A 22,036-nucleotide genomic window follows, 5' to 3' on the forward strand; every position below is an offset into this window, starting at 1 on the left:
ATCATAATAAATGCAGTGATGGAGAAGAGTACGCAGTGCCTGGCTTACAGGGAGGAAACGCCGCAGATTGAGAGCGTTTCTAGGAGAGCAGAGCTGCCGAAGTTCACTCCGGAGCAGTTCCCTGAATTCACTTCAAGATCTTTTTGAAGGAAGACAGTAGGGGAAACCGGCCGCAGACCGTTATTTCTGTTAAAGTGAGGCATGTCTTTACCGCACCGAAAGAGGGAATACAGCTCTTAAGGGAAGTGGTACGGCAGCCTAACAAGGGTGGTACCACGGTCTTTTCGTCCCTTACCGGGAGGAAAGGCCTTTTTTTGTTGACAATATGATGATTAAGGGGGCAGTACACGCCATGAAAGAGAAGCTGGAAGCGTTGAAGGTTGAGGCATTGGCTAAGCTGCAGGAAGTAACAGATCCGCAGGTTCTGAATGACTTACGCGTGAAGTATCTGGGCAAAAAAGGCGAATTAACCGAGGTTCTGCGGGGAATGGGAGGGCTTAGCGCGGAAGAGCGTCCGGTAATCGGCCAGGTGGCGAATCTGGTGCGCAGCGCGATAGAAGATATTATCGGCTCCAAGCAGGAGGCATTCCAGCAGCAGGAAACGCTGAACCGCCTGCGGGCAGAGAAAGTCGATGTTACGCTGCCGGGCCGCGGGTTGCCGCAAGGCGGAATTCATCCGCTAACCCGGGTGGTGCAGGAGATTGAAGATATCTTCATCGGCATGGGCTACCGGGTAGCAGAAGGCCCTGAAGTAGAGACGGATTACTATAACTTCGAGGCGCTTAATCTGCCGAAGAACCATCCGGCACGCGATATGCAGGATTCCTTCTATTTGACGGATGATCTCCTGATGCGTACGCAGACCTCTCCGGTGCAGATCCGCACCATGCAGGCAATGCAGGGTGAAACACCGGTCAAAATCATCTGTCCGGGCAAAGTGTTCCGCCGCGATGATGATGACGCCACCCACTCCTTCCAGTTCCATCAGATCGAAGGTCTGGTCATTGGACGGGGAATCCGCATGAGTGACTTGAAGGGTACATTGCAGCAGTTCATGAAAGAAATGTTCGGCCCGAGTGCGGGGATCCGTCTTCGTCCGAGCTTCTTCCCATTCACCGAGCCTAGCGTTGAAGTTGATGTCAGCTGCTTCAAATGCGGCGGAGACGGCTGCCGGCTGTGCAAACAGAGCGGCTGGCTGGAAATCCTCGGTGCTGGCATGGTGCATCCGAATGTACTCAGAATGGGCGGATACGACCCTGAGGAGTATAGCGGCTTCGCCTTCGGCGTAGGTGCGGAGCGGATTGCCATGTTGAAATACGGCATCGACGACATCCGTTATTTCTATACCAATGATATGGGCTTCGTGAAGCAGTTCAAGGGCATTTAGATTTTTGACGGGTGAGCGGGCTGGTAGATAAATACATCTGAAATAAAGGAAGTGAGCGGACATGAAAGTATCAACCGGATGGCTGGCTGATTATATATCGTTAGAGGGAGTAACCGCTGAAGAGCTGGCGGACAAAATCACCACTGCAGGCATCGAGATTGACGGTGTCGAGCGCCGTAACAAGGGGCTTTCCGGGATTGTAACCGGATATGTGAAATCGAAAGAAAAACATCCCGACGCCGATAAGCTGAACGTGTGTATCGTGGATGCAGGACAGGGCGAGGATCTGCAGATCGTATGCGGAGCAAAGAATGTCGAAGCGGGACAAAAGGTACCTGTAGCCTTGGTAGGCGCGAAGCTTCCGGGTCTGGACATCAAAAAAGCCAAGCTGCGCGGCGTATTGTCGCAAGGCATGATCTGCTCGGCCAAGGAGCTTGGGCTGAATGACAAGCTGCTGCCGAAAGAACTGCAGGAAGGCATTCTTGTTCTGCCTGAGAATACCGAGATCGGCCAGGATATCCTGAAGGTTCTGGGCCTGAATGATGAAATTCTTGAATTCGATCTGACACCGAACCGCTCCGATTGCCTAAGCATGATTGGCGCGGCCTATGAGGTAAGCGCGATTCTTGGCCGGGATCTGAAGCTGCCTGATCCAGCAGCGGATCTGGTAGAGACCGGGGGCAAGGCATCCGACTCTATTTCTGTAAAAATCGAGAATGACGAATACTGTTCCCGCTATGCAGTTCGCTATATTACCGGAGTGAAGCCTGCTGCTTCTCCGCTCTGGATTCAGAACCGGCTGATGGCTGCAGGTGTCCGTCCGATCAATAACATCGTGGATATCACTAACTACGTCATGCTGGAATACGGACAGCCGCTGCATGCCTTTGACAGTGACAAGGTGGAAGGCGGCGTGCTTGGCGTCCGCTTTGCGCAGGAAGGCGAGGTTCTGACTACGCTCGACGGGCAAGAACGCAAGCTGGAGCCGCAAATGCTTGTGATCGCCGATGGGGCAAAAGCCGTAGCGCTTGCCGGAGTGATGGGCGGACTGGCAACGGAAGTAACTGGAGAAACAGTGAATCTGGTGCTGGAATCGGCCAAATTCGACGGTGGAACGGTCCGTAAGGCTTCACGCCAGTTCGGCCTCCGCTCTGAAGCATCATTGCGCTTCGAGAAAGAAGTGGATCCGAATGCCGTAATTCCGGCATTGGACCGGGCGGCAGCGCTGATTGCGCGTTATGCCGGGGGTTCAGTGCATGAAGGCATTGTTCAGGCAGGAGGAGACTCTGTACAGGAGAAGGTTCTGACCTTGTCGCTGGAGAAGTTGAACAACTATCTCGGCACGGAGCTGTCGCTGCTGGAAGTGAAGACATTGTTTGGCCGTCTGCATTTCAAATGCGGCGATGCCTCCCAGGGAGTCGTTGAAGTTCAGGTGCCAACCAGACGCGGCGACATCAGCTATGATGTGGATCTCATTGAAGAGATTGCCCGTTTGTATGGCTATGACAATATCCCGACAACCCTGATGGAAGGTATTACCACTCCTGGAGCACTCACTAGACAGCAGTTCCTGCGCCGCGAGCTGCGCCGCCTGCTGTCCCTTGGCGGATATCAGGAGGTCATGGGTTATTCCTTCATTCAGCCGGAGCAGAGCAAATGGTTCCCTGCGCTTGCGGAAGGTCAACTTTCTGTGAAGCTTGCCATGCCGATGAGCGAGGAACGCAGCGTGCTGCGTACCAGCCTCATTCCGCAGCTGCTGGATATTGCCCTCTACAATACCAACCGCCGGCAAAGCGATCTGGCGCTGTTCGAAATCGGCAATGTCTTCTTCACCGATGAAGAGCAGCTCACCCGCCAGCCGCGTGAGCTGCCGGTGCTGGGACTGCTGCTGAGCGGAAGCCGCGCAGCCAAACAGTGGAATGTGACGGCAGAGCCTGTCGATTTCTTCGATCTTAAGGGCGCGCTGGAAACCGTGTTTGCCCATCTGGGACTTACCGGACGCGTAGTCTACGAAGCTGATGCCCCGCAAGACTATCATCCGGGCCGTTCCGCTTCGGTGTATCTGCTGGGAGATGAAGGGCGCGTGAAGATCGGAACAATCGGCCAGCTTCATCCTGAACTGCAGCGCAAGCTTGATCTGGAGGATACCTATGTAGCTGAGATCCTGCTGAAGCCGCTCTATGAGTCCGCACGGGCTAATCTGCAGTACAGTGAACTGCAGCGCTTCCCGGGAATGGAACGGGATATTGCAGTCGTTGTGGATTCGGAAGTTCCGGCAGGCCATCTGCTGGCATCCATCCGTGAGAACGGAGGAACACTCCTGCAGAATGTGCAGGTATTCGACGTGTACACCGGCGGCAAAATGGAAAGCGGGAAGAAGAGCGTAGCGATCTCGCTGCTCTACCGTCATACGGAACATACACTGACCGACGAGGAAGTTGGGGAAGTGCATGATAAGGTTGTTTCCGCACTTCAGCAAACTTTTGGTGCGGAATTAAGAAAGTAGCAGGAATTGTGCAAAGCCGCAGCGAATCCATTTAGAACCAGAGATTCGCTGCGGCTTTTTTCTAATAAGTTTAAGGTTCGGCGGATATGGACTAAATCAATATAATGAAGACGTTTTTTTGCCAAATGTTTAAGAATAACGCTACAATAGAAGCAGGGATAGCAACTTAGAATCCGCACACATACAAAGGAGGGCACAACTGTGGCTATGGACCGGACTCGTGTCGCCGTGGAGATATATGGAACTTCCTATAAACTTGTCGGAAGCAGCACTGAATATATGAAGCAGGTTGCCCGTTATGTGGACGAGCACATGCGCGCAATTTCCAAATCACATTCCAGACTGGATACACCGCGGATTGCGGTGCTTGCAGCCGTACATATGGCAGAGCAGGCCATCCAGGTTCAGGACTTTAAGAATGAGCTGAATATGCTGACCGGCGAGCGCACGGAGCTGCGCGTGGAGGTATCACGTCTCCTCGAAGTACAGCGGGAGCGGCAGGAGGAATTCGAACGGCTGGATGCTGCGGCCAAAGAAGATGCAGCACGGCTGATTGCCGCCGCTGAAGAGGAACGCAAACGGCATTTGGAGATACAGGAACAGGAGCGCAAGGTTCATGCCGAGCAGCTGCTTGAAGCAGGGAAGACGGCCGCTGCGGACCGGGATAAGCTGGCTGAAGAGCTTCAGGCCCGCGAGGTGGAACTGAAGGCGCTGCGGGATACGAATGAGAATGAGCAGGCTGCTGCCCGCGAGAGTCACCGGCAGGAGCTGGACCGGCTTGAAGCTGCACGTCTGGAGCAGCTGGAAGTACTGAAAGCGGCGCATGCGCAGGAGCTGGAGCTTCTCCGCGAGACACTGTCCAAGGAGAAAGCGGAAACGCTGTCGGCTCTCCAGCAGGAACTGGCCGAGACCCGGGAGTCGCTGGGAAGCGAGGTTGTGGAGATCCGCACTTCGCTGAGCAAGGAACTGGCGGATACCAAATCCGCGCTGGACAAAGAACTCAGCACTGAAAGAGAAGCGCTGCAGAAAGAGCTTGCCAAGAATAAGGAGCTGCGGCAGTCACAGGGTACCCAAGAGCACCGGCATAAGCAGCAGCTCGGAGAGCTGGAGAAGCAGCTTAGCGAGCTGCGCGGCGGAACCGGGCAGCTTCAGTCCAGGCTGAGAGCGGCGGAAGCGGGGCTGAAGGGTGAACGTGATGCCCGTACGACGCTTCTGGCGCAATATGAAGCGGTTCTAAGCCGGGAGGAGCAGCTTTCTGAAGAGCTGCGCTCCGCTACGGAGCAGGGAACACTGCTGAATGGGGAGCTGGAAGAGCTGCGCCAGCGTTATGAGCAGGTACAGCGCGAAGCCGTAGAACTCAGAGAATCGCTGCAGGCAACAACCGATACCTTGAGCCACACCAAGAAGGAGCTGCGGTCTGCCGCCGAATTGGGAGAGCTGCTCAGCGATGAGCTGGAAGGACTACGCCAGCGGTATGAGCTGGCACAGCAAGAATCCTCAGAGCTGCGCAAGTCGCTGCAGGGAACCAAGGACAGTTTGCTGAACGTACAGGCGGAGCTTACCCGTACAGCAGAAGAAGCCGGGAACTGGCAGGAGCTTGCGGACAAGCATATGGAGGATATCAGCGAGCTGGAGATGAACCTTCTGGAAGCCGAAGAGAAGTCAGCAGGACTGCAGCGTGAGATTGATACGCTCCGCGGCCAGGCAGACGGAATGGTACAGCAGCTGGACCGTGAGGCCCAACTGCGTGCAGAAGCGGAAATGGAGAGCGCAGCACAGCGCGAAGCTGCAGCGGAAGCCCGCAAGGAACTTTCGGCGCTGCGCGGGCGTTATGAGGAACTCATTGCGCAGTATGATGATGTTCTGCAGGACGGCGAGCAGCTTCGCGAAAGATACGAGCTGCTGGAAGCCGAAAGCGAAGAGTCCACACGGCGTCTCGAGGAGCTCTACGAAGCCAGCCGTGAAGCTGCCGTAACCGCAGCGGAGCAGCAGGAAGTGCTGAAGGAAGCGCGGGAGTACGAGGCATCCTGGAAGCATAAATATGAAGAACTTCAGCAGCGTCAGCAGCAGTGGAGCGAAGCGGAAGCCACTCTGCGCGAGGAAATCGAGATCTGGCAGCAGCAGGCCGGAGAAGCCGAAGCCGAGGCTGAATCCATGAACCGGGAGCGCAGCGAAGTGCAGCAGCAGCTCGCAGAAATCGGTGAGAGCTACGAGCTCGTGCAGGGCCAGCTTCGTTTGGTGCAGGCGCAGTTCGAACTGCGGCAAGGTGAGCTGGATAAGCTCTCTCAGGAGCATCGCAATCTCCAAGGGGAATATGCCAAGCTGCAAAGTGAATATAATGAATGGATTCAACTGATCGAACAGGATAGTTGAATGGCGGACGCAAGATAAAGACGGGGCCCGGGCAGTGAATTCTGCCTGGGCCCCGTCTTTATCTAAATATAAGAATTTATATGCTTCACGCTATAAATTATCCTTCTATTTCTCGCTGAAACGGATACCGTCCTTTTGAGGACGGCGAAGCCGTTTCCACTTGTTAGATATCAAGTTGGCATCTGCGGATAACTGTATGCTATTATTCCACGATAATCTTGGCGCTCATCGAGCTGTGCCCGGAGCCGCACATGATTGCACAGGTCATTTCAAAGGTTCCTGCTTCCTCTGGAACAATGACGCGGGAAGAATCCTTGGCGGTTAATTGAAGCTCCAGCTCAGGAACAAGAATTCCGTGATTGCCGCTTTCGTTCTTAAAGGTGATCTCCACCGGCACGCCTTTTTTTAAATGATATTCCTCCTGGTCAAAGCTGTAATTCGTAGCAGAAATGATGAGTTCATCCTCCGGCTTGATGCCGGAAGCGGCAGTGCCATTATTGCTGGTGGAGCCGGCTTGCTTGCCGTTGCCGCCACTACAGGCCGATAGTATAAGAACAAATGCGATGGACAGCAGCATAGCTGATCTTTGGATCATCTTCATCCTCCTATAACTATATTTTGATACCGTTCGGTGACAATAGCATAGCTTACTTTTAAGCGGAAGTCTTGGATAAACTTTTCAAAACTGTTGAAAAACAATCAGGCTCAAAATTTCGTCTAAAAATATGTCCGAAGTTTGTCGAAAAATGCAAATAAATGATGCAAAAATAAATTAAATTTATTATAATGAAAGCTATTATATTAACGGTTAGAAGTAGGGGATATACATCAATTTAGCTAATGATACGTTGAACGCGGAGATATGGCACCGGAGAATATTAAGCGGGTATTGGGTGCTGGTAATTTTCATGCTGGCTGCCCAGCTCATCTTTATGTTGTCAACCCATATGCCTGAAGTCAAGACGGTGCTGATTCCGAGCAAGGGGCACCTATTTATAGGATGTAATATAATGATTGTGATCGCGATGATACTCGCCGAAATGTGGTTGCGCACTACCTTGCAATATCACAAGCAGGCTGTTGTTGTTTGCGGGTTTATTGTGTCCTATTTGATGTATTTCGTCTTGGAGCCGTTTGTTGACGGTGCACAAATGACCCTGATGATGCCAATTATGATTGCGCTTGTTTATTTCGATCAAAGACTGCTGCACGGATTGGGACTGATTAGCTTACTGTTTTATGCCGGTGTTTATTTGGGGCTGGAACGGCCGTTGCTGGACAAGCCGGTGCTGGAGTTTCTGATGGTAGAGTGCGTGTTTATTGTGTTCGTTGTAATGGCTCAGGCCGTAATTGTCCGGGCACGTGAAGCCCGTGAGCATCTGGAGCAGCTGACCATATCCGAACAGGAACTTATGGTCGAGCGGGCAATTTCCGATAAGATGCTGAAGATTGATGCACTTACCGGTCTTTACAATCACAAGTCATTTCATGAATATCTGGACTCGCTGCTGGAGCAGTGTGAAAGCAACGGGCTGCGGCTGCAGCTGGCGCTGTTTGATATTGATAACTTCAAGCAGGTGAATGATACTTATGGACACTGGGTCGGAGACCTTGTGCTGAAGGAGGTTGCGGCCAAGATGGGCAGCCTGATCAGCTTAAATGATTTTTCGGCGAGGTATGGCGGTGAGGAATTCGCAGTGATCTTCACGGATAAAAGCTTTCACGATGCTTATGCCGCTGCAGAGAAGATGCGGATAAATATCGCCCAGATGGAGCATCCCTATGCCGGGGACAAGCCGATTACGGTCAGCATCGGGTTATGTGATTACCAGCTCGGAGACGGCAAAGAGCGGCTGTTCCGCAAGACAGACAATGCCTTGTACAAAGCCAAGCGGAGCGGAAAGAATACTGTGGTTACCGCATCTGTAGCCCATGACGATGATCCGGTCATGTCCTATGCGTAAGTTACTATAATAAACCCCCTAATTCCGTTATAATCCGGAAATAGGGGGTTTCGTTGTCTGCAGAGCCTCTGCTGGCCGTTACGTTATTTTCCCGCTTCGAACGGAGTGGATACCGGCAGAAACAGGTCGATAATCCCTATGACGAGTGCTGCCAGAAGTGCGCCAAGGATGGAGACGCTGACACCGCTCACGACAAACTGGGCGATCCAGATGACTAACGCGCTGACGATAAAGCCGACGATTCCGCGGCCGAAGGGCGTTGTTTTTTTGCCGAAGATGCCCTCAATAACCCAGCCAAGCAGAGCGATCACCAGGGCAAGGACAAGCGCACTCCAGAAACCGCCGATCGTAAACTGCGGGACAATCCAGCCGACAACCAGCAGCACGATGGCTGCAACGATGAAACGGACGACATGACCCAAAAATTTCACTGAACTAACCTCCTTTGCCTTCGTTTCAAGGATATGTGCAGTTGTTATTGTGACCTGAATCGCCGATTCTATGCCTAAATAGCGCAAATGGGCCGAATTAGGTATAATGTAAACATCTATGAAGGGAGCTGTGACAGTAATTGGACGACAAGATTTTGCATACGCTTGAATATCGCAAGATTTTAAATAAATTGATGCAATATACGCAAACTCCGATGGGACGGCTGGCGGCGGAAGACCTGAAGCCCTCCAGTGATTTTGAAGGGGTGAAGAAACTGCTGCAGGCCACGGATGAGGCGGCTAACGTTGACCGGTTGAAGGGTATTCCTTCTTTCCGCGGGGTCAGCGATATTCGACCTGCGCTGAAACGCGCCTCCATCGGCGGCATGCTGGGAACGACGGAGCTGCTGTCGGTTGGCAATACCATTGGCGGAGCCCGCCGGGTCAAGCGGTTTCTTGCGGCCATGCATGAGGATGAGAAGATCCATTCTCTGTTTGCCTTAAGCGATCTGCTCTCGGAGCAGAAGCATGTAGAGGATGACATCCGGGCCTGCATTGATGAGAATGCGGATGTGCTCGATTCGGCAAGCCATGAGCTTGCCACGATCCGCAGGGAGCTGCGCGGAGGGGAGACGAGAATCCGTGAAAAGCTGGATTCAATGATCCGTTCCTCCTCAGTGGCCAAGATGCTGCAGGATCAGCTGGTGACGATCCGCGGTGACCGGTTTGTCATTCCGGTCAAGGCCGAATACCGCGCCCATTTTGGCGGAATCGTGCATGACCAGTCCGGTTCGGGGGCAACGCTGTTCATTGAGCCGGAGTCCATTGTGGCGATGAATAATAAGCTGCGGGAGACCCGCCTGCGCGAGGAACGCGAGATTGAGATCATTCTCCATCGGCTGACCGCGCTGGTAGGCGACATTGCCGAAGAGATGACCTATGATGTCGATATCCTTGGCGAGCTTGATTTCATCTTTGCCAAGGCGCGTCTGGCACGCGATATGAAAGCGACCCAGCCACGGATGAATGATCGTGGCTACCTCAAGCTGCGCAAGGGGCGCCACCCGCTTATTCCGGCGGAACAAGTCGTTCCCTTGGATGTGGAGCTTGGCAATCAATACAGCTCAATCATCGTTACCGGGCCGAATACGGGCGGTAAGACGGTTACGCTGAAGACCATCGGCCTGCTGAGCCTGATGTCGATGTCCGGATTGTTCATTCCGGCAGAGGAAGGCAGCCAGATGTGTGTATTTGATGCGATTTATGCCGATATTGGGGATGAACAGAGCATTGAGCAGAGCCTCAGTACCTTTTCCAGCCATATGACCAATATTATTTCCATACTGAAGCGTATGACTCCGAAAAGTCTGATCCTGCTGGATGAGGTGGGAGCGGGAACAGATCCGGCCGAAGGCTCGGCACTCGCCATTGCGATTCTGGAGCATATTCACCGGATAGAATGCCGGATGGTGGCCACCACGCATTACAGCGAACTGAAGGCTTATGCCTATGAACGCAAAGGGGTCATCAATGCCAGCATGGAATTTGATGTGCAAAGTCTCAGCCCAACCTATAGATTGCTGATTGGTGTGCCGGGCAGAAGCAACGCATTTGCCATTGCCGAACGCCTCGGCCTGCAGAGTGACATTCTTGAGCATGCCCGCGGCGAGGTCAAGGAAGAGGATCTGCGCGTGGAGCACATGATTGCTTCACTTGAAGAGAACCGTCTGGGTGCAGAGAATGAACGCGAGCGTGCCGAAGTGGTCCGCCGTGAAGCGGAAGAATTCCGCAACCGGCAGCAGCTGGAGCTGGAGAAGCTGGAGAGCCAGCGTGACAAGCGGCTGGAGAAGGCGGAGAAAGACGCCAGTGCCATTCTGGACAAGGCGCGTAAGGAAGCGGAGGAAATCATCAGCGATCTGCGGAGGCTGGCGATGGAGGAAGGTGCCTCCGTCAAGGAGCATAAGCTGATTGAAGCACGCCGCCGCCTCGATGAAGCCGAGCCGGCACCGCGTAAGAAGGCGGTATCCCGCAGCAGCAGCGGCAAAGCGCCGCGGCGGATTCAGCCCGGAGATGAAGTCAAACTGCCGAGCGTGAATCAGAAAGGCTTCGTCGTGGAGCTGAGCGGAACGAAGGAAGCGCTGGTGCAATTCGGCATTATGAAGATGAAGGTTAATCTGAACGATCTGGAGTTCCTGGCTTCCGCCCCGGATGTCCCCGTTCCTGCTCTTCGCCGGGCTACTACAGTGAAACGTACCCGTGACGAGAACATCCGCAGTGAGCTGGACTTGCGCGGGACGAACCTGGAAGAGGCAATCATGGAGACCGACCGCTTTATTGATGAAGCCTTTCTCGGCAACCTGGGCCAGATTTCGATCATACACGGCAAAGGAACCGGCGTGCTGCGAACAGGCATTCAGGAGTACTTGCGCAAGCATAAGCATGTCAAAAGCTACCGGCTCGGGAATTATAATGAGGGCGGCGCGGGCGTAACCGTGGCTGAACTGCAATAGCGGCGGAGCCTGGCGGAAAGAGGGGGAAAGATGCAAGAAACTATTGATCTTATGCTGGGCCATCCGCTGGGCGCACTGATCGGTTACTTCACCGTGGCGATTTTGGGGCTGGTGGTGTTTCTGTCCTTTTTTGAAATGGTGACGAAATATAACTGCTGGGAAGAAATCCGCAAAGGGAATTTGGCGGTAGCCATGGCGACAGGCGGCAAAATCTTCGGCATTTGCAATATCCTGCGCTTCAGCATACAGGCAGGGGCATCAATTTACGAGACGATGAAATGGTCGGTTGTCGGATTTCTGCTGCTCTTGCTGGCTTATTTTTTGTTCGAGTTTTTAACCCCTGTTTTTTCAATTGATGATGAAATTGCCGCAGATAACCGTGCTGTCGGATTGACGGCCATGCTGATCTCGGTTTCACTGTCTTATGTAATTGGCGCCGCTATATTCTAAACTCAGGGAGTAGGAAAATCATGAAGATGCTGATCCGGATTCTGTTTTTTTCTGCCCTGGCTTTTATAGCGGCCGGTATTATTTATTTAATGGTGAATTGAATTTAAATGTGAGGTAAGAAGGAGATTTTAGTGATGGAAACAACCGTATGCCCTTGGTGTCATACCGAAATCGTGTGGGACGAGGAATTTGGACCCGAAGAGACTTGCCCCCACTGCAACAATGAGCTTAGCGGCTACCGTACAGTCACTCTGGGCAGTGACGATCTGGAAGAAGACGAGCCGGAGACTGAGGACGAACCGGAGTCAGAGGAAATCAGCGATGAGGACTTGTGGGACGACAGCGACAAGGAGAGCGTAGTGCCAATCTTCAATACCGCCAGCCAATTCAGCGACGATTATGATATGAAGCGTTATGAGCATAGCGTTTCTGCAATTCTTGCTGCACAGCTTGAAGCGCCCGAGTGCCCGCAATGTCATGAACTGATGGTGCTTGCCGGTACACAGAAGGTAGACAGCTTTGAGCCATCAACTCCCGAAGCACTGGGTGGAGCTGTATTGAAAGCGCCGTTTGCGCTTAATCTCTATGTATGTCCTTCATGTTTTCATGTTCAGCACAATCTGGCGCAGGAAGACCGTATTCAGTTTGTGCGTAACCTGAGCACCTCTGCGGAATAAATGCCGATTCATGTCAGCCCTGCTTTCTGGACATATTAAAGCTAGGAATGTCCAAAGGCAGGGGGTTAATTATGAAAAGCTTATTGCGTAATCAGGCGGTTCTGCTGCTTGCCGTGGCCGGGCTGTATATGCTGGCGAGTGTGCTGGCAGGCACTTTTCTGAACGTCTATCTGTGGAAAAGCCGCCAAAATTTTGCCATGATCGGCTGGTTTACTGTTGCTCAGCAGGTGGCTGTTGGCCTCAGCTTCTGGGTGGGCGGCAAATGGGTGAAGGAGCATAATAAGATGAATGCCCTGCGGCTGGGAATCGCCGTTTCGGGCTTTTTTTATTTGCTGGTGCTGTGGCTGGGCGGACAAGCAGTACATTATATCTGGCCGTTCGGCCTGATCCTGGGGCTCTCGATAGGCTTCTTCTGGCTGGCGTTCAACATCGTATTTTTCGAAATTACCGAAGCGGTGAACCGCGATTTCTTCAATGGGTGGATGGGGCTGCTTGGTTCCTTTACCGGCATCGTCGGACCGTGGGTTTCCGGTTGGCTGATCTCGCTGTGGCCAGGAGAACACGGGTACCGCGTCGTATTTATAATCTCGCTCTGCACTTATGGTATTTCAGCCGTTCTCAGCTTTCTGCTGCAGAAGCGTAAGAGCGAAGGGACCTACCTGTGGCTGGAGCCATGGAAAGAGCTCCGGCGTGCCGGCAGCCCATGGAGACCGGCAGCGGCTGCGCTGCTGTTTCAAGGGTTGCGTGAGGGCGTTTTTTCATTTCTGATCGGCTTATTGGTGTACATAGCGGCTAGGGAGGAGAGCAAGCTGGGGCAGTTTGCGCTAATTACCTCAGTTGTATCTCTAATCAGTTATTTTGTTGCCGGTAAGTGGTTCAAGCCCAAATTCCGCTCCGCAGGCATGTTGGCCGGTGGCCTGCTGCTGGTGGCTGTGATTACGCCGCTGCTCTGGAAAGTCAGCTACGGGACGCTGCTGATAATGGGCATAGGAACCTCGCTCTGTATTCCGCTGTATATGCTGCCTATGGTTTCGACCAGCTTTGACTTGATGGGCCTGTCTGCGGAGGCTGCCGGCAAACGGGTCGAGCTTGTCGTGCTGAGGGAGCTGAGCCTCATGAGCGGACGGCTGCTAGGGGTGTTCGTATTCATTGCGGTGCTGTCTGTGAACGACTCACCGCAGGTCATCACGCTGCTGATGCTGCTGCTGGGTGCATCTCCGCTGGGCAGCTGGCTGGTCTTGCGCCGTCTGCTGAGAAGCGGCAAATATCATCCGTCTTGAAGAGGGCGTGATGACCGGATGGGGGGAAGGTTAAGTTTTGGCCAAGAAAAAAGGTTATGGCCTAAGGACGAAGGTTGCAGTTATGGTATCCGCTGTGGTGATGTTGGTCATGCTGGTGCTCTACATTATTTTCCGGAATCAGATTATCCCGCAGACCCGCCATGCCCTGGAGGATAAAGCCATTACGATTGCCCGCACTCTTGCCCTGATGCCGCTGGTGTCGGAAGGGCTTGGGGAGGGCCGCAGTAAGGAGATTCAGGCCTATACCTCCAAAATCACCCGCCGCAATGATATTATGTTTGTAGTCGTAATCGATATGAACAGTATCCGCTATTCCCATCCTGATGCCTCGATGATTGGAAGGCACTTTGTGGGTGGAGGACAGAAGATGGCGCTGCGCGGGGAAGAGAGTATCTCCGAAGGCGAGGGGCTGCTGGGCAAGTCACTGCGCGCTTTTGTGCCAGTGTATAACAACAGAGGTTCTCAGGTGGGAGTAGTCGTAGTCGGACTTTCACTGGAACGCGTACACCGTCTGATACGGCAAAATGAATGGACCATCATTGCGATTCTGCTGTCCGGTGCTGTGCTTGGAGCCGGAGGGGCGATCGTGCTGGCCCGGAAAATCAAACAGATGATGTTCGGCATGGAGCCTTCAGATATTTCCAAGCTGCTGGAAGAGCGCAGCGCCATGCTGCAGTCAGCACGCGAAGGTATTATTGCGGTAGATGATAAAGCCCGGATCACAATGATCAATGTGGAAGCAGAGCGGCTTCTGGGAACGGTGGGCATTACTGGCAATGCGATGACCCGGCATATCGCAGATTATTGGCCTGAGCTGCGTCTTGAGCCCGTGCTGGCCACAGGGGAAGCGAAGGTGGATCAGGATCTTGAGCTGAACGGTATCACTTTGCTCGTCAACAGTGTTCCGATCCGGGTGAATGGCCAGATTGCGGGAGCCATCGCTACATTCCGGGACAAGACCGAGCTTGCCGTGTTGGTTGAACGGCTGTCCGGCATTTCCGTATATGCGGACGCCCTGCGGGCCGGGACGCATGAATTCATGAACAAGCTGCATGTCATTATGGGAATGACACATATGGGCCTGTACGATGAGCTGCAGCAATACATCTCGGGAATGGTGGGCAACTACCAGAAGGAAATTGGCTCCATTACGAGACAGATTAAGGACCCCGTGATGGCAGGCTTCCTGCTGGGGAAATTGAGCCGGGCCCGCGAAGCTGGAATTGATCTGCAGCTGACCGGGGACAGCTATTTGCCGGAATCGGCAGACCCGCAGTGCATTCATGAACTGATCACGATTGCCGGCAATCTGCTTGACAACGCTATGGAGGTACTGAAGGAGCATAACGTCAAGGAGATAGAGCTTGCTTTTTGTTATGACCGGGGGCGCCTGATTTGCACCGTGCGGGACAGCGGACCGGGCATTCCAGAGGCGCTGCGGGAGCAGGTATTTGTTCAAGGCTTTTCCACCAAGGGAGAGCAACGGGGGATCGGTCTGTACCTGGTCCGGAAAAGCGTGGAGAAGCTGCAGGGCAAGCTTCAGATTGTAGATGACGGGAAGCCGGGAACAACGTTTATGGCCGATGTGCCATATGCTGTAATGGGTGATGAAGCTGTATGACCATTAAGGTGCTGTCCAGCCGTGAAGATAAAGGGGAACATTGATTATGGACAACGATCATCACCTGCAGCTTTGGGATCAGGTGCTTCTAAGAGTGCTGGATATACGGCTGCGGCGGGTAGAAGCAGGTGAGTTTCATCTGCCTTATGTCCTGCCTGCAAGTTCTTTTATATTTTGTACGCACGGCAGCGGCGAGCTTTGGCTGGATGAAGAAATCTGGCTGGCTGATGGATTTTATCTGCTGCACGCAGGCAAAGGCAGGCGGCTTAAAGTAAATACGGAGAAGGGTATGGAGCTGTATTTCATTTTCTATAAGGCTGTTTTGTCGCAGAACTCCTTGCGTGAATTTCATATCCTGATGCAAACGGACAGCCCCTTCGATCATATGTGGGGAATTTCTCCAGCAGAGCCGCTGGAACTGCTCAGTCTTGCCCAGCAGATGCTGGAGGGCTGGCATACTGACAAAAGCCCTATAGGTAAGCTGCTGATAAAAGGAATGTTCATGCAATTCCTCCATCACGCTTTAAAGGATAAGCAGTACTGGAAAGCAGCCAAGACATCAGTAGCGGAGCAGGTTGTGCGGTATTTGTCACAGCATTATCGTGGTCAGGTATCCATTGAACGCCTAGCGCAGCAGCTTAATTACAGTCCTCAATATATTTCACGAAAATTCAAAGAGCAGACCTGCTACAGCCCGCTTGACTATGTCATCAAACTTCGCATGTATAAAGCACAGGAGATGCTGCTTGCTACCAATGCTTCTTTGCAGGAAATCGCTACATATGTTGGCTATACTGACGTTGTATATTTCAACCGTATATTTAAAAAAAACATGGGTGTTGCTCCCGGAATGTTTAGAGCACAATTAGAAGCCGGGCAAAGTGGTGTTTCGGATTATGCTATAAAGAAGTTAAATCCGTCTCTTGTTATGAAACTTATCCAACGATATCATATTGATGATAATGAAAATCATTATCAATATACGGAGGATGGAGAGTTTGATATGCTTAACCATTACAAGAAAATGACCACAATGCTCAGCTTATGTGTCATGCTGCTGCTTGTTGCTTGCGGAACATCTCAGGGCGGATCACAAGCTGCGGGGAGCAGCCAGGCGCCAAATGAACAACAGAATAAAGCGGTATCGACTCCGGCCATTCAGCCGGACGGATTGCCGCAGGAAACCAAAACTGTCTCTACGACATTTGGTGAAGTGGAGATTCCCGTCCATCCTCAACGGGTGGCTGCTATTTCCTATTTGGGTACTGTGCTTGCACTGGATGTTAAGCCCGTTGCGGCAGAGGAGTTTTTAATGTCAAGTCCATACCTTGAAGGAATGCTTGACGGTGTGGTGGATGTGGGCAACTCGCTGGAAAAGCTGCTTGAGGTGGAACCTGATCTGATTATTAGTCATGTAACGGATCAAGAAACCTATGATAAGTATAAACAGATTGCTCCTACTGTTGTGATGCCGTACAATTCATTTGAATCCGTTGAAGCTGAAATGGACTATTTCGGCAAGGTGCTTGGCAAGGAGGAAGAAAGCCGGAAATGGAAGGAACATTTCCAGGAGCAGATAGCCAGCGCGAAGCAACAGGTACAGGAAGCTGTCTCAGAGAATGAAACGGTATCCGTTATGCAAGAGTTTGATGGTCTTGTATATTTGTTTGGCAGCAAGTCCGGCAGAGGCGGACGTATTATGTACGAGCAGTTGGAGATGAACCCTCCCGCAGCAGTACCGGGAAAAATGCTTCAGGAATCCTATGCTGAATTTTCATTGGAGCTATTGCCGGAGTATATGGGAGATTATCTTGTGCTAACCTCCGAATCCTCATTGGAGCAGCTGCAGGCTGATCCCATCTGGGGAATTCTTCCTCCGGTCAAGGAAGGACGCGTATATTTGTGGAATGAATCGAGTTCCTGGTACCGCGATCCCATTGCAATGCTTAATCAAATCAATGATTTAGCCGATTGGCTGGCTGCTGCAGCGAAAGCTAACCTATAAACCGTAAATGGTGTGGAGACTCTGTCCGAGGATAGAGTCTCCTTTTGGTGCTCTATATTATTTTCTGAGATCAGATTATCCGGCAGCAGGGAGATTCAGGCCTTTACCTCCAAAATTATCTGCCGTAATGATATTATGTTTGTAGTCGTATTTAATTGAGCCTCTTCGAAGGTGAGGGGCAGGTGCGGCAGAATGAATGGAGAAGTTACTGATCCAGCTTCAGATTGTAGAGGATAGGAAGCCGGGAACAACGTTTATGGCCGATGTGCCATATGCTGTAAAGGGTGATGAAACTGTATGAACATTAAGGTGCTGATTGTTGAGGATGATCCGATGGTGGCGAAATTCAACCGCCATTATCTGGAGCAGGTGCAGGGTTTTGAGTTCGCAGGCTGGGCCTCTTCAGGCGATGAGGCTGCAAAGATGCTTGTGGATCGTGAAGTAGACCTGATACTGCTCGATATTTATATGCCGCATACCAACGGGCTGCAATTGCTGTCCTCCCTGCGGGAGCAGGGAAGCATGGTTGACGTTATCGTGATTTCCGCAGCCAGCGACAATGGGAGCATCCGTAAAGCGCTGCAGCATGGGGCTGTTGACTATTTGATCAAGCCCTTTGAGTTCGCCCGTTTTCAGGCGGCGCTGTCTGCATACCGGGAGGATCATCTGCTGATGAAGCATAGGGAGCATCTCAGCCAGGAGCAGCTTGACAAGCTGCTGCGGCATTCCCTGGGAACCGAGGAAGACAAAGCGGGGACTCTGCCCAAGGGACTTGCAGAAGGGACGCTGGAGAGCATTTGGAACACCATACAGCAGCTGGAAAGGCCGGTATTCTCCACCGAGGATATTACGGCAAGTGCCCCGCTTTCGCGGATCTCTGTCCGCAAATATTTGGCTTTTCTCACGGAGGCCGGTGTGCTGGAGATGGAGATCAGCTATGGATCGGTGGGCAGGCCGGTATATATGTACACAGTATCTGCTACGGGCCATGAAATTATAGCTAAATATATATAAGCGGCAGCTGCCAATCAAGAGGGACCTTCGGGTCCCTTTTTACTGTACAGGACAATCGTTGAACCAGACGTGGTTACTCGCTTATTCGCTATGGATTTGGGGTTTCATCACTCCTCTATGAATTTAAGAAGCAAATACTAGGCATATTGGTCCTTTCTCTAAATAATATGTCGAATCTACTTGACAATGCTAGGCCTTTTTGACTAGTGTTAACTCAAATATTGGTAGAGAGGATCATGCTCAGGATGGTAGGGTTGTCGATGAAATCACTGTTTTACAAGTTTTGTATGGTACTATGTTTGTTAATTCTGGGTCTTGCTATTTTTCCGCGTCCGTCGCTAGGTTCGGCTAATATTGTGAACCCTGGCCAGGTCTATTCCTATTCCACTATGGAAAGAGATATCAAGAGTCTGGCCGTTAAATATCCTGGACTGATCACTTACAAATCGCTGGGTAAGACGATATACGGACGCGAATTGTGGGCAGTTCAGCTAGGTCGCGGGGAAGCCTCTCTGTTTCTGAATGGCTCGCACCATGCCCGGGAATGGATGACGACTTCACTGCTCATGAAAATGGCAGACTCGTATGCTCAAGCTTATGTCCAGGATCAGAAGCTGGGAAACTATAAGGTGAGAGATTTGCTGAACAATGTCAGTATCTGGATCGTGCCGATGGTGAATCCGGATGGTGTCACGCTGGCTCAGCAGGGGACAGCGGGTTTGTCTAAGAGTCTAGCTTCCACACTGGTAGGCTACAATGGAGGAAGCAGTAATTTCAAACGCTGGAAAGCGAATATGCAAGGGCTCGACCTGAACCGCCAGTATCCAGCGAGCTGGAGCGCGATCAGGAATACTTCGCCTTATCCGTCGTACCAGAATTACAAGGGTGTGAAACCGGCGCAAGCGCCGGAGATCCGGCTTATGATGGATTTCACTTATACGCTGGATCCGGAAATGACCATTTCCTATCACAGCTCCGGCGAGATTGTTTTCTGGAACTTCAACACGCTGGCAGCCAATCTGGGACGGGACAAAAAAATCGCCGCCGATGTCGGACTCTTTACCGGTTATTCTCTGGTGAAGCCGGAGAAGAATCCATCCGGTGGAGGCTACAAGGATTGGTTCATCCAGGAGTTTAAACGACCTGGCCTTACGATTGAAATCGGCTCGTACGCCGGTGAAGGGCCACTGCCGCTCAGCGCTTTTAATAACATCTGGGCGAAGAATAAGAAAGTCGGAGTGTATGCAGCTGCGGTCTCATATGATCTTTGGTTCAAGAAGCAGACGCTGGAGCAGGTTGGGCTACCCATGAATCTGTTCACCCAATCGGCAGTATTCTCCGGTACCGGCAATTCGCCAGCCATAGGCACGCAGCAGCCGCAGGAAGTATATGTAATCGCACGTAAGGGAAACTGGTTCCAGATCAAGTACGGCAGCGGTGTGGGTTGGATTTGTCCTGCACCTGGGACATTGGCTGTCGTGGAGGCAGTAGAAGCCACTGCTCAATTGAATGCACAAACAAAGCTGTATAAGTATCCTGATCTTCTGGCTCCCAAGGCGGGCATCCTTCCGCCACAGAAGGTAGAGGTCAAAGGCAAGTACGCCAATTGGCTGCTGGTCTCGAGCTTGAACGGGACGTGGTGGATTGACGGAACTTCGCTTACTCTGGTAGAGGCTGCGGACCCTACGGCAGTGTCACAGGGTGCAGAGGAAGTAAATAATAGCGCCGAAACTGAAAGCAGTAGCATTAATGAAGGAGGAGCACCCGCCGAAGAAAACAGTAACGCAGCGGAAAGCAGCGGCGTTACTGAATAAAGCAGCTCTGCAGAAGGCAGTGGAAATGTTGGACGGTGAGTGTTGCAGAAGTGATAGTTAAATCATAACATCATGCGAAAATGGCAGACCCGAAACTACAGGTCTGCCGTTTTCATTTTTAGCTATACATAAGCATCTGCACCAGGAAATTTAAGATTAACTTAAGATTCTCGAAATATAGCTGAAAGGTTGAAAGGATATTCTTGATCCATATGTCTGACAAGAGAAGGGACAGAATCAGGAGAAGAGGTTAAGAGAGATGAAAACAATACAGCGGACTATCATCCAAGTATTAATGATTATATTGGTTATGGTCACAGGCAGCGTGCTGCCCTTACTGCAACCGGGGATGGCCCATGCGGAAGCGGCTCCACTTGCTGTAGATGCGGACCGAATTGACAAATTTGTGGAAACGATGCGGGAGAAACTGGATGTTCCGGGTATGGCGGTCGGGATTGTACAGGGAGACCAGACCGTCTACACCAAGGGATATGGAATTTCCGGCCCTGAGGGTCAGCCCGTTACAGCGCAAACCCCTTTTATTCTAGGCTCGGTCTCCAAATCGTTTACGGCGCTGGCCATCATGCAATTAGTTGAGCAAGGGAAGATTGACCTGGATGCGCCGGTACAGCGCTATTTGCCGGACTTCGAGCTTGCTGACAAGGAAGCGTCCAAAACCATTATGGTCCGGCATTTACTGAATCAGAACAGCGGACTGTCCACGTTACATGGGCGGACAGCTTTTACCAACACGATGCCAACTATAGATGCACTTATACACAATCTGAAAGACACACCATTAACCGAGACCGTCGGCAACAAGTTTCAATATTCCAACTACAATTACGATATACTGGGCGGAATTATTCAGGCCGTTTCCGGCAAGTCTTATGCTGAATATATCCAGGATCATGTGTATTCTCCTCTGGATATGCAGAACAGTTTTACTTCTACACCCGAAGCGAAACTACAGGGATTGGCCACAGGCTACAAGTCCGTCTTTGGTTTCATGGTTCCTTTTGAGCAGCCGGACAACCAATCCATGCTTGCGTCCGGCTATCTGATCTCAAGCGCAGAAGATATGAACCATTATTTAATTGCTCAAATCAATGGCGGAAAGTTCCATGATCGCAGCGTGGCTACTGCGGAAAGTGTTGCGAAGATGCATCAGCCGGCCATAAAAGACCCTACCACCGGCGGTGAATATGGCATGGGCTGGGAGATCGTTAATGGTATTGTTCAGCATCCGGGTGATGTTGAGAGCTTTCACTCCGATATGAAGCTGGACGGGGACGTAGGTGTTGTGGTATTGATCAATGCCCATGATTATTTGGTGCGCGGCTTCAAATTAAGCATGGTGGCTGATGGAATTCTTGACATTATACATGGACGCGAGCCGGTTGAGGATGTGGGCAGTATTGCCGGTACCCATATTTTCATTGATCTGGCTTGTATAGCAATGGCAATTATGCTGGGAGTGTCGGCTTTCAACCTGTTTAAACGCAAGAAAAGCTTTCGATTTACCCCGTTGCGGACCAGCGTATTCGCATTTTGCCTGCTTTTGTTTAATGTAGTGCTGCCGATTACGGTTTTATACGGTCCTAGTCATATTTTTGCCCCATGGAGAGTGGTGGTCTCCTTTCTGCCTGGGATTGGACATCTCGTCTTTGTCCTGAGTATCCTATCTCTCGGGATCGGTGCTGCCAAGCTGATTGTACTGGTTCATAATCTGCGTCTGCACAGAATGAAGGGAAGCGGGAAAACGATCGCCAGCTAGAATTGAATAGAGGAACCGGGGCCGACCGCTCCAGCCGGAAGATTCGATATCTTCAGTCAACAGGGAATCAACTTTAGGGCCAGTCAGAGGGCTGGAAAGTACTTACAGAGCGCATCGGCTAGCTTGCAGTAAAAGTGCCGGATTCTACATCGTGGAGCCGGGCTGCTGCCAGCTAAGCTGAGTGTAACTCCCTTTACGTTACCGAT

15 protein-coding genes and 1 other annotated feature are annotated in these 22,036 nt (G+C 51.8%); of the genes, 13 read left to right on the forward strand and 2 right to left on the reverse strand.

Features of this window, described 5'->3' with window-relative positions; all coding sequences use genetic code 11:
* Positions 1-6: 6 nt before the first annotated feature.
* Positions 7-295: a binding site (T-box leader), on the forward strand.
* A 57-nt stretch (positions 296-352) separates the two neighbouring features.
* The 3 genes from pheS to zapA all read left to right on the forward strand — a co-directional run bounded on the left by pheS (position 353) and on the right by zapA (position 6,266).
* Positions 353-1,387 (forward strand): phenylalanine--tRNA ligase subunit alpha, encoded by a 1,035-nt coding sequence (gene pheS / locus H70357_RS09260; RefSeq protein WP_038588242.1) that lies wholly within the window; start codon positions 353-355, stop codon positions 1,385-1,387.
* A gap of 61 nt (positions 1,388-1,448) precedes the next feature.
* A complete protein-coding gene (gene pheT / locus H70357_RS09265; RefSeq protein ID WP_038588244.1) occupies positions 1,449-3,893 on the forward strand; it encodes a phenylalanine--tRNA ligase subunit beta in 2,445 nt (814 codons plus the stop codon).
* 201 nt (positions 3,894-4,094) lie between these two features.
* Positions 4,095-6,266, forward strand: coding sequence for a cell division protein ZapA (zapA, locus tag H70357_RS09270; RefSeq protein WP_038588247.1), 2,172 nt, complete (start codon positions 4,095-4,097; stop codon positions 6,264-6,266).
* Between the two features lie 202 nt (positions 6,267-6,468).
* Here the strand turns inward: zapA and H70357_RS09275 are convergent, their stop codons facing one another.
* Positions 6,469-6,861, reverse strand: coding sequence for a cupredoxin domain-containing protein (locus H70357_RS09275; protein WP_038588250.1), 393 nt, complete (start codon positions 6,859-6,861; stop codon positions 6,469-6,471).
* A 298-nt stretch (positions 6,862-7,159) separates the two neighbouring features.
* Here H70357_RS09275 and H70357_RS09280 point away from each other — a divergent pair, with 298 nt between their 5' ends.
* Positions 7,160-8,230 (forward strand): GGDEF domain-containing protein, encoded by a 1,071-nt coding sequence (locus H70357_RS09280; protein WP_052091934.1) that lies wholly within the window; start codon positions 7,160-7,162, stop codon positions 8,228-8,230.
* 83 nt (positions 8,231-8,313) lie between these two features.
* On the opposite strand, the gene H70357_RS09285 is transcribed toward H70357_RS09280, so the two are convergent.
* Entirely contained in the window at positions 8,314-8,661 is a 348-nt protein-coding gene (locus tag H70357_RS09285) for a phage holin family protein (protein WP_038588253.1), read from the reverse strand.
* A 140-nt stretch (positions 8,662-8,801) separates the two neighbouring features.
* Here H70357_RS09285 and H70357_RS09290 point away from each other — a divergent pair, with 140 nt between their 5' ends.
* From H70357_RS09290 to H70357_RS09330, 9 genes are all read left to right on the forward strand, one after another.
* Entirely contained in the window at positions 8,802-11,171 is a 2,370-nt protein-coding gene (locus H70357_RS09290; protein ID WP_038588256.1) for an endonuclease MutS2, read from the forward strand.
* A gap of 30 nt (positions 11,172-11,201) precedes the next feature.
* Positions 11,202-11,621: a DUF350 domain-containing protein gene (locus tag H70357_RS09295; RefSeq protein WP_038588259.1), complete on the forward strand. Its 420-nt coding sequence runs from the start codon at positions 11,202-11,204 to the stop codon at positions 11,619-11,621.
* A 134-nt stretch (positions 11,622-11,755) separates the two neighbouring features.
* On the forward strand, positions 11,756-12,298 hold the full coding sequence (locus H70357_RS09300; protein ID WP_231578399.1) for a hypothetical protein: 543 nt from the start codon (positions 11,756-11,758) through the stop codon (positions 12,296-12,298).
* A gap of 71 nt (positions 12,299-12,369) precedes the next feature.
* A complete protein-coding gene (locus H70357_RS09305) occupies positions 12,370-13,578 on the forward strand; it encodes an MFS transporter (protein ID WP_038588265.1) in 1,209 nt (402 codons plus the stop codon).
* A gap of 37 nt (positions 13,579-13,615) precedes the next feature.
* Positions 13,616-15,220 (forward strand): DcuS/MalK family sensor histidine kinase, encoded by a 1,605-nt coding sequence (dcuS, locus tag H70357_RS09310; protein ID WP_081965751.1) that lies wholly within the window; start codon positions 13,616-13,618, stop codon positions 15,218-15,220.
* A 46-nt stretch (positions 15,221-15,266) separates the two neighbouring features.
* The gene (locus H70357_RS09315; RefSeq protein ID WP_038588268.1) at positions 15,267-17,225 is read left to right on the forward strand and encodes an AraC family transcriptional regulator; all 1,959 of its coding nucleotides are present in this window, start codon (positions 15,267-15,269) and stop codon (positions 17,223-17,225) included.
* 297 nt (positions 17,226-17,522) lie between these two features.
* Entirely contained in the window at positions 17,523-18,239 is a 717-nt protein-coding gene (locus H70357_RS09320) for a response regulator (protein ID WP_038588271.1), read from the forward strand.
* Positions 18,240-18,499: 260 nt separating this feature from the next.
* Complete coding sequence (locus H70357_RS34790; RefSeq protein WP_063848031.1) at positions 18,500-20,053, forward strand: M14 family metallopeptidase; 1,554 nt, start codon at positions 18,500-18,502, stop codon at positions 20,051-20,053.
* A gap of 259 nt (positions 20,054-20,312) precedes the next feature.
* On the forward strand, positions 20,313-21,830 hold the full coding sequence (locus tag H70357_RS09330; RefSeq protein ID WP_038588274.1) for a serine hydrolase domain-containing protein: 1,518 nt from the start codon (positions 20,313-20,315) through the stop codon (positions 21,828-21,830).
* The last annotated feature ends 206 nt before the right edge of the window (positions 21,831-22,036 follow it).

The sequence above is a fragment of the Paenibacillus sp. FSL H7-0357 genome (genome assembly GCF_000758525.1).
Taxonomy (GTDB): domain Bacteria; phylum Bacillota; class Bacilli; order Paenibacillales; family Paenibacillaceae; genus Paenibacillus_AQ.

Bases quoted from the DNA above. Each gene is read 5' to 3' on its own strand.
- H70357_RS34790 (WP_063848031.1), top strand. From the start codon at position 18,500: ATGAAATCACTGTTTTACAAGTTTTGTATGGTACTATGTTTGTTAATT.
- H70357_RS09330 (WP_038588274.1), top strand. From the start codon at position 20,313: ATGAAAACAATACAGCGGACTATCATCCAAGTATTAATGATTATATTG.
- pheS (WP_038588242.1), top strand. From the start codon at position 353: ATGAAAGAGAAGCTGGAAGCGTTGAAGGTTGAGGCATTGGCTAAGCTG.
- pheT (WP_038588244.1), top strand. From the start codon at position 1,449: ATGAAAGTATCAACCGGATGGCTGGCTGATTATATATCGTTAGAGGGA.
- H70357_RS09295 (WP_038588259.1), top strand. From the start codon at position 11,202: ATGCAAGAAACTATTGATCTTATGCTGGGCCATCCGCTGGGCGCACTG.
- H70357_RS09305 (WP_038588265.1), top strand. From the start codon at position 12,370: ATGAAAAGCTTATTGCGTAATCAGGCGGTTCTGCTGCTTGCCGTGGCC.
- H70357_RS09320 (WP_038588271.1), top strand. From the start codon at position 17,523: ATGAACATTAAGGTGCTGATTGTTGAGGATGATCCGATGGTGGCGAAA.
- H70357_RS09300 (WP_231578399.1), top strand. From the start codon at position 11,756: ATGGAAACAACCGTATGCCCTTGGTGTCATACCGAAATCGTGTGGGAC.
- H70357_RS09315 (WP_038588268.1), top strand. From the start codon at position 15,267: ATGGACAACGATCATCACCTGCAGCTTTGGGATCAGGTGCTTCTAAGA.
- H70357_RS09275 (WP_038588250.1), bottom strand. From the start codon at position 6,861: ATGATCCAAAGATCAGCTATGCTGCTGTCCATCGCATTTGTTCTTATA.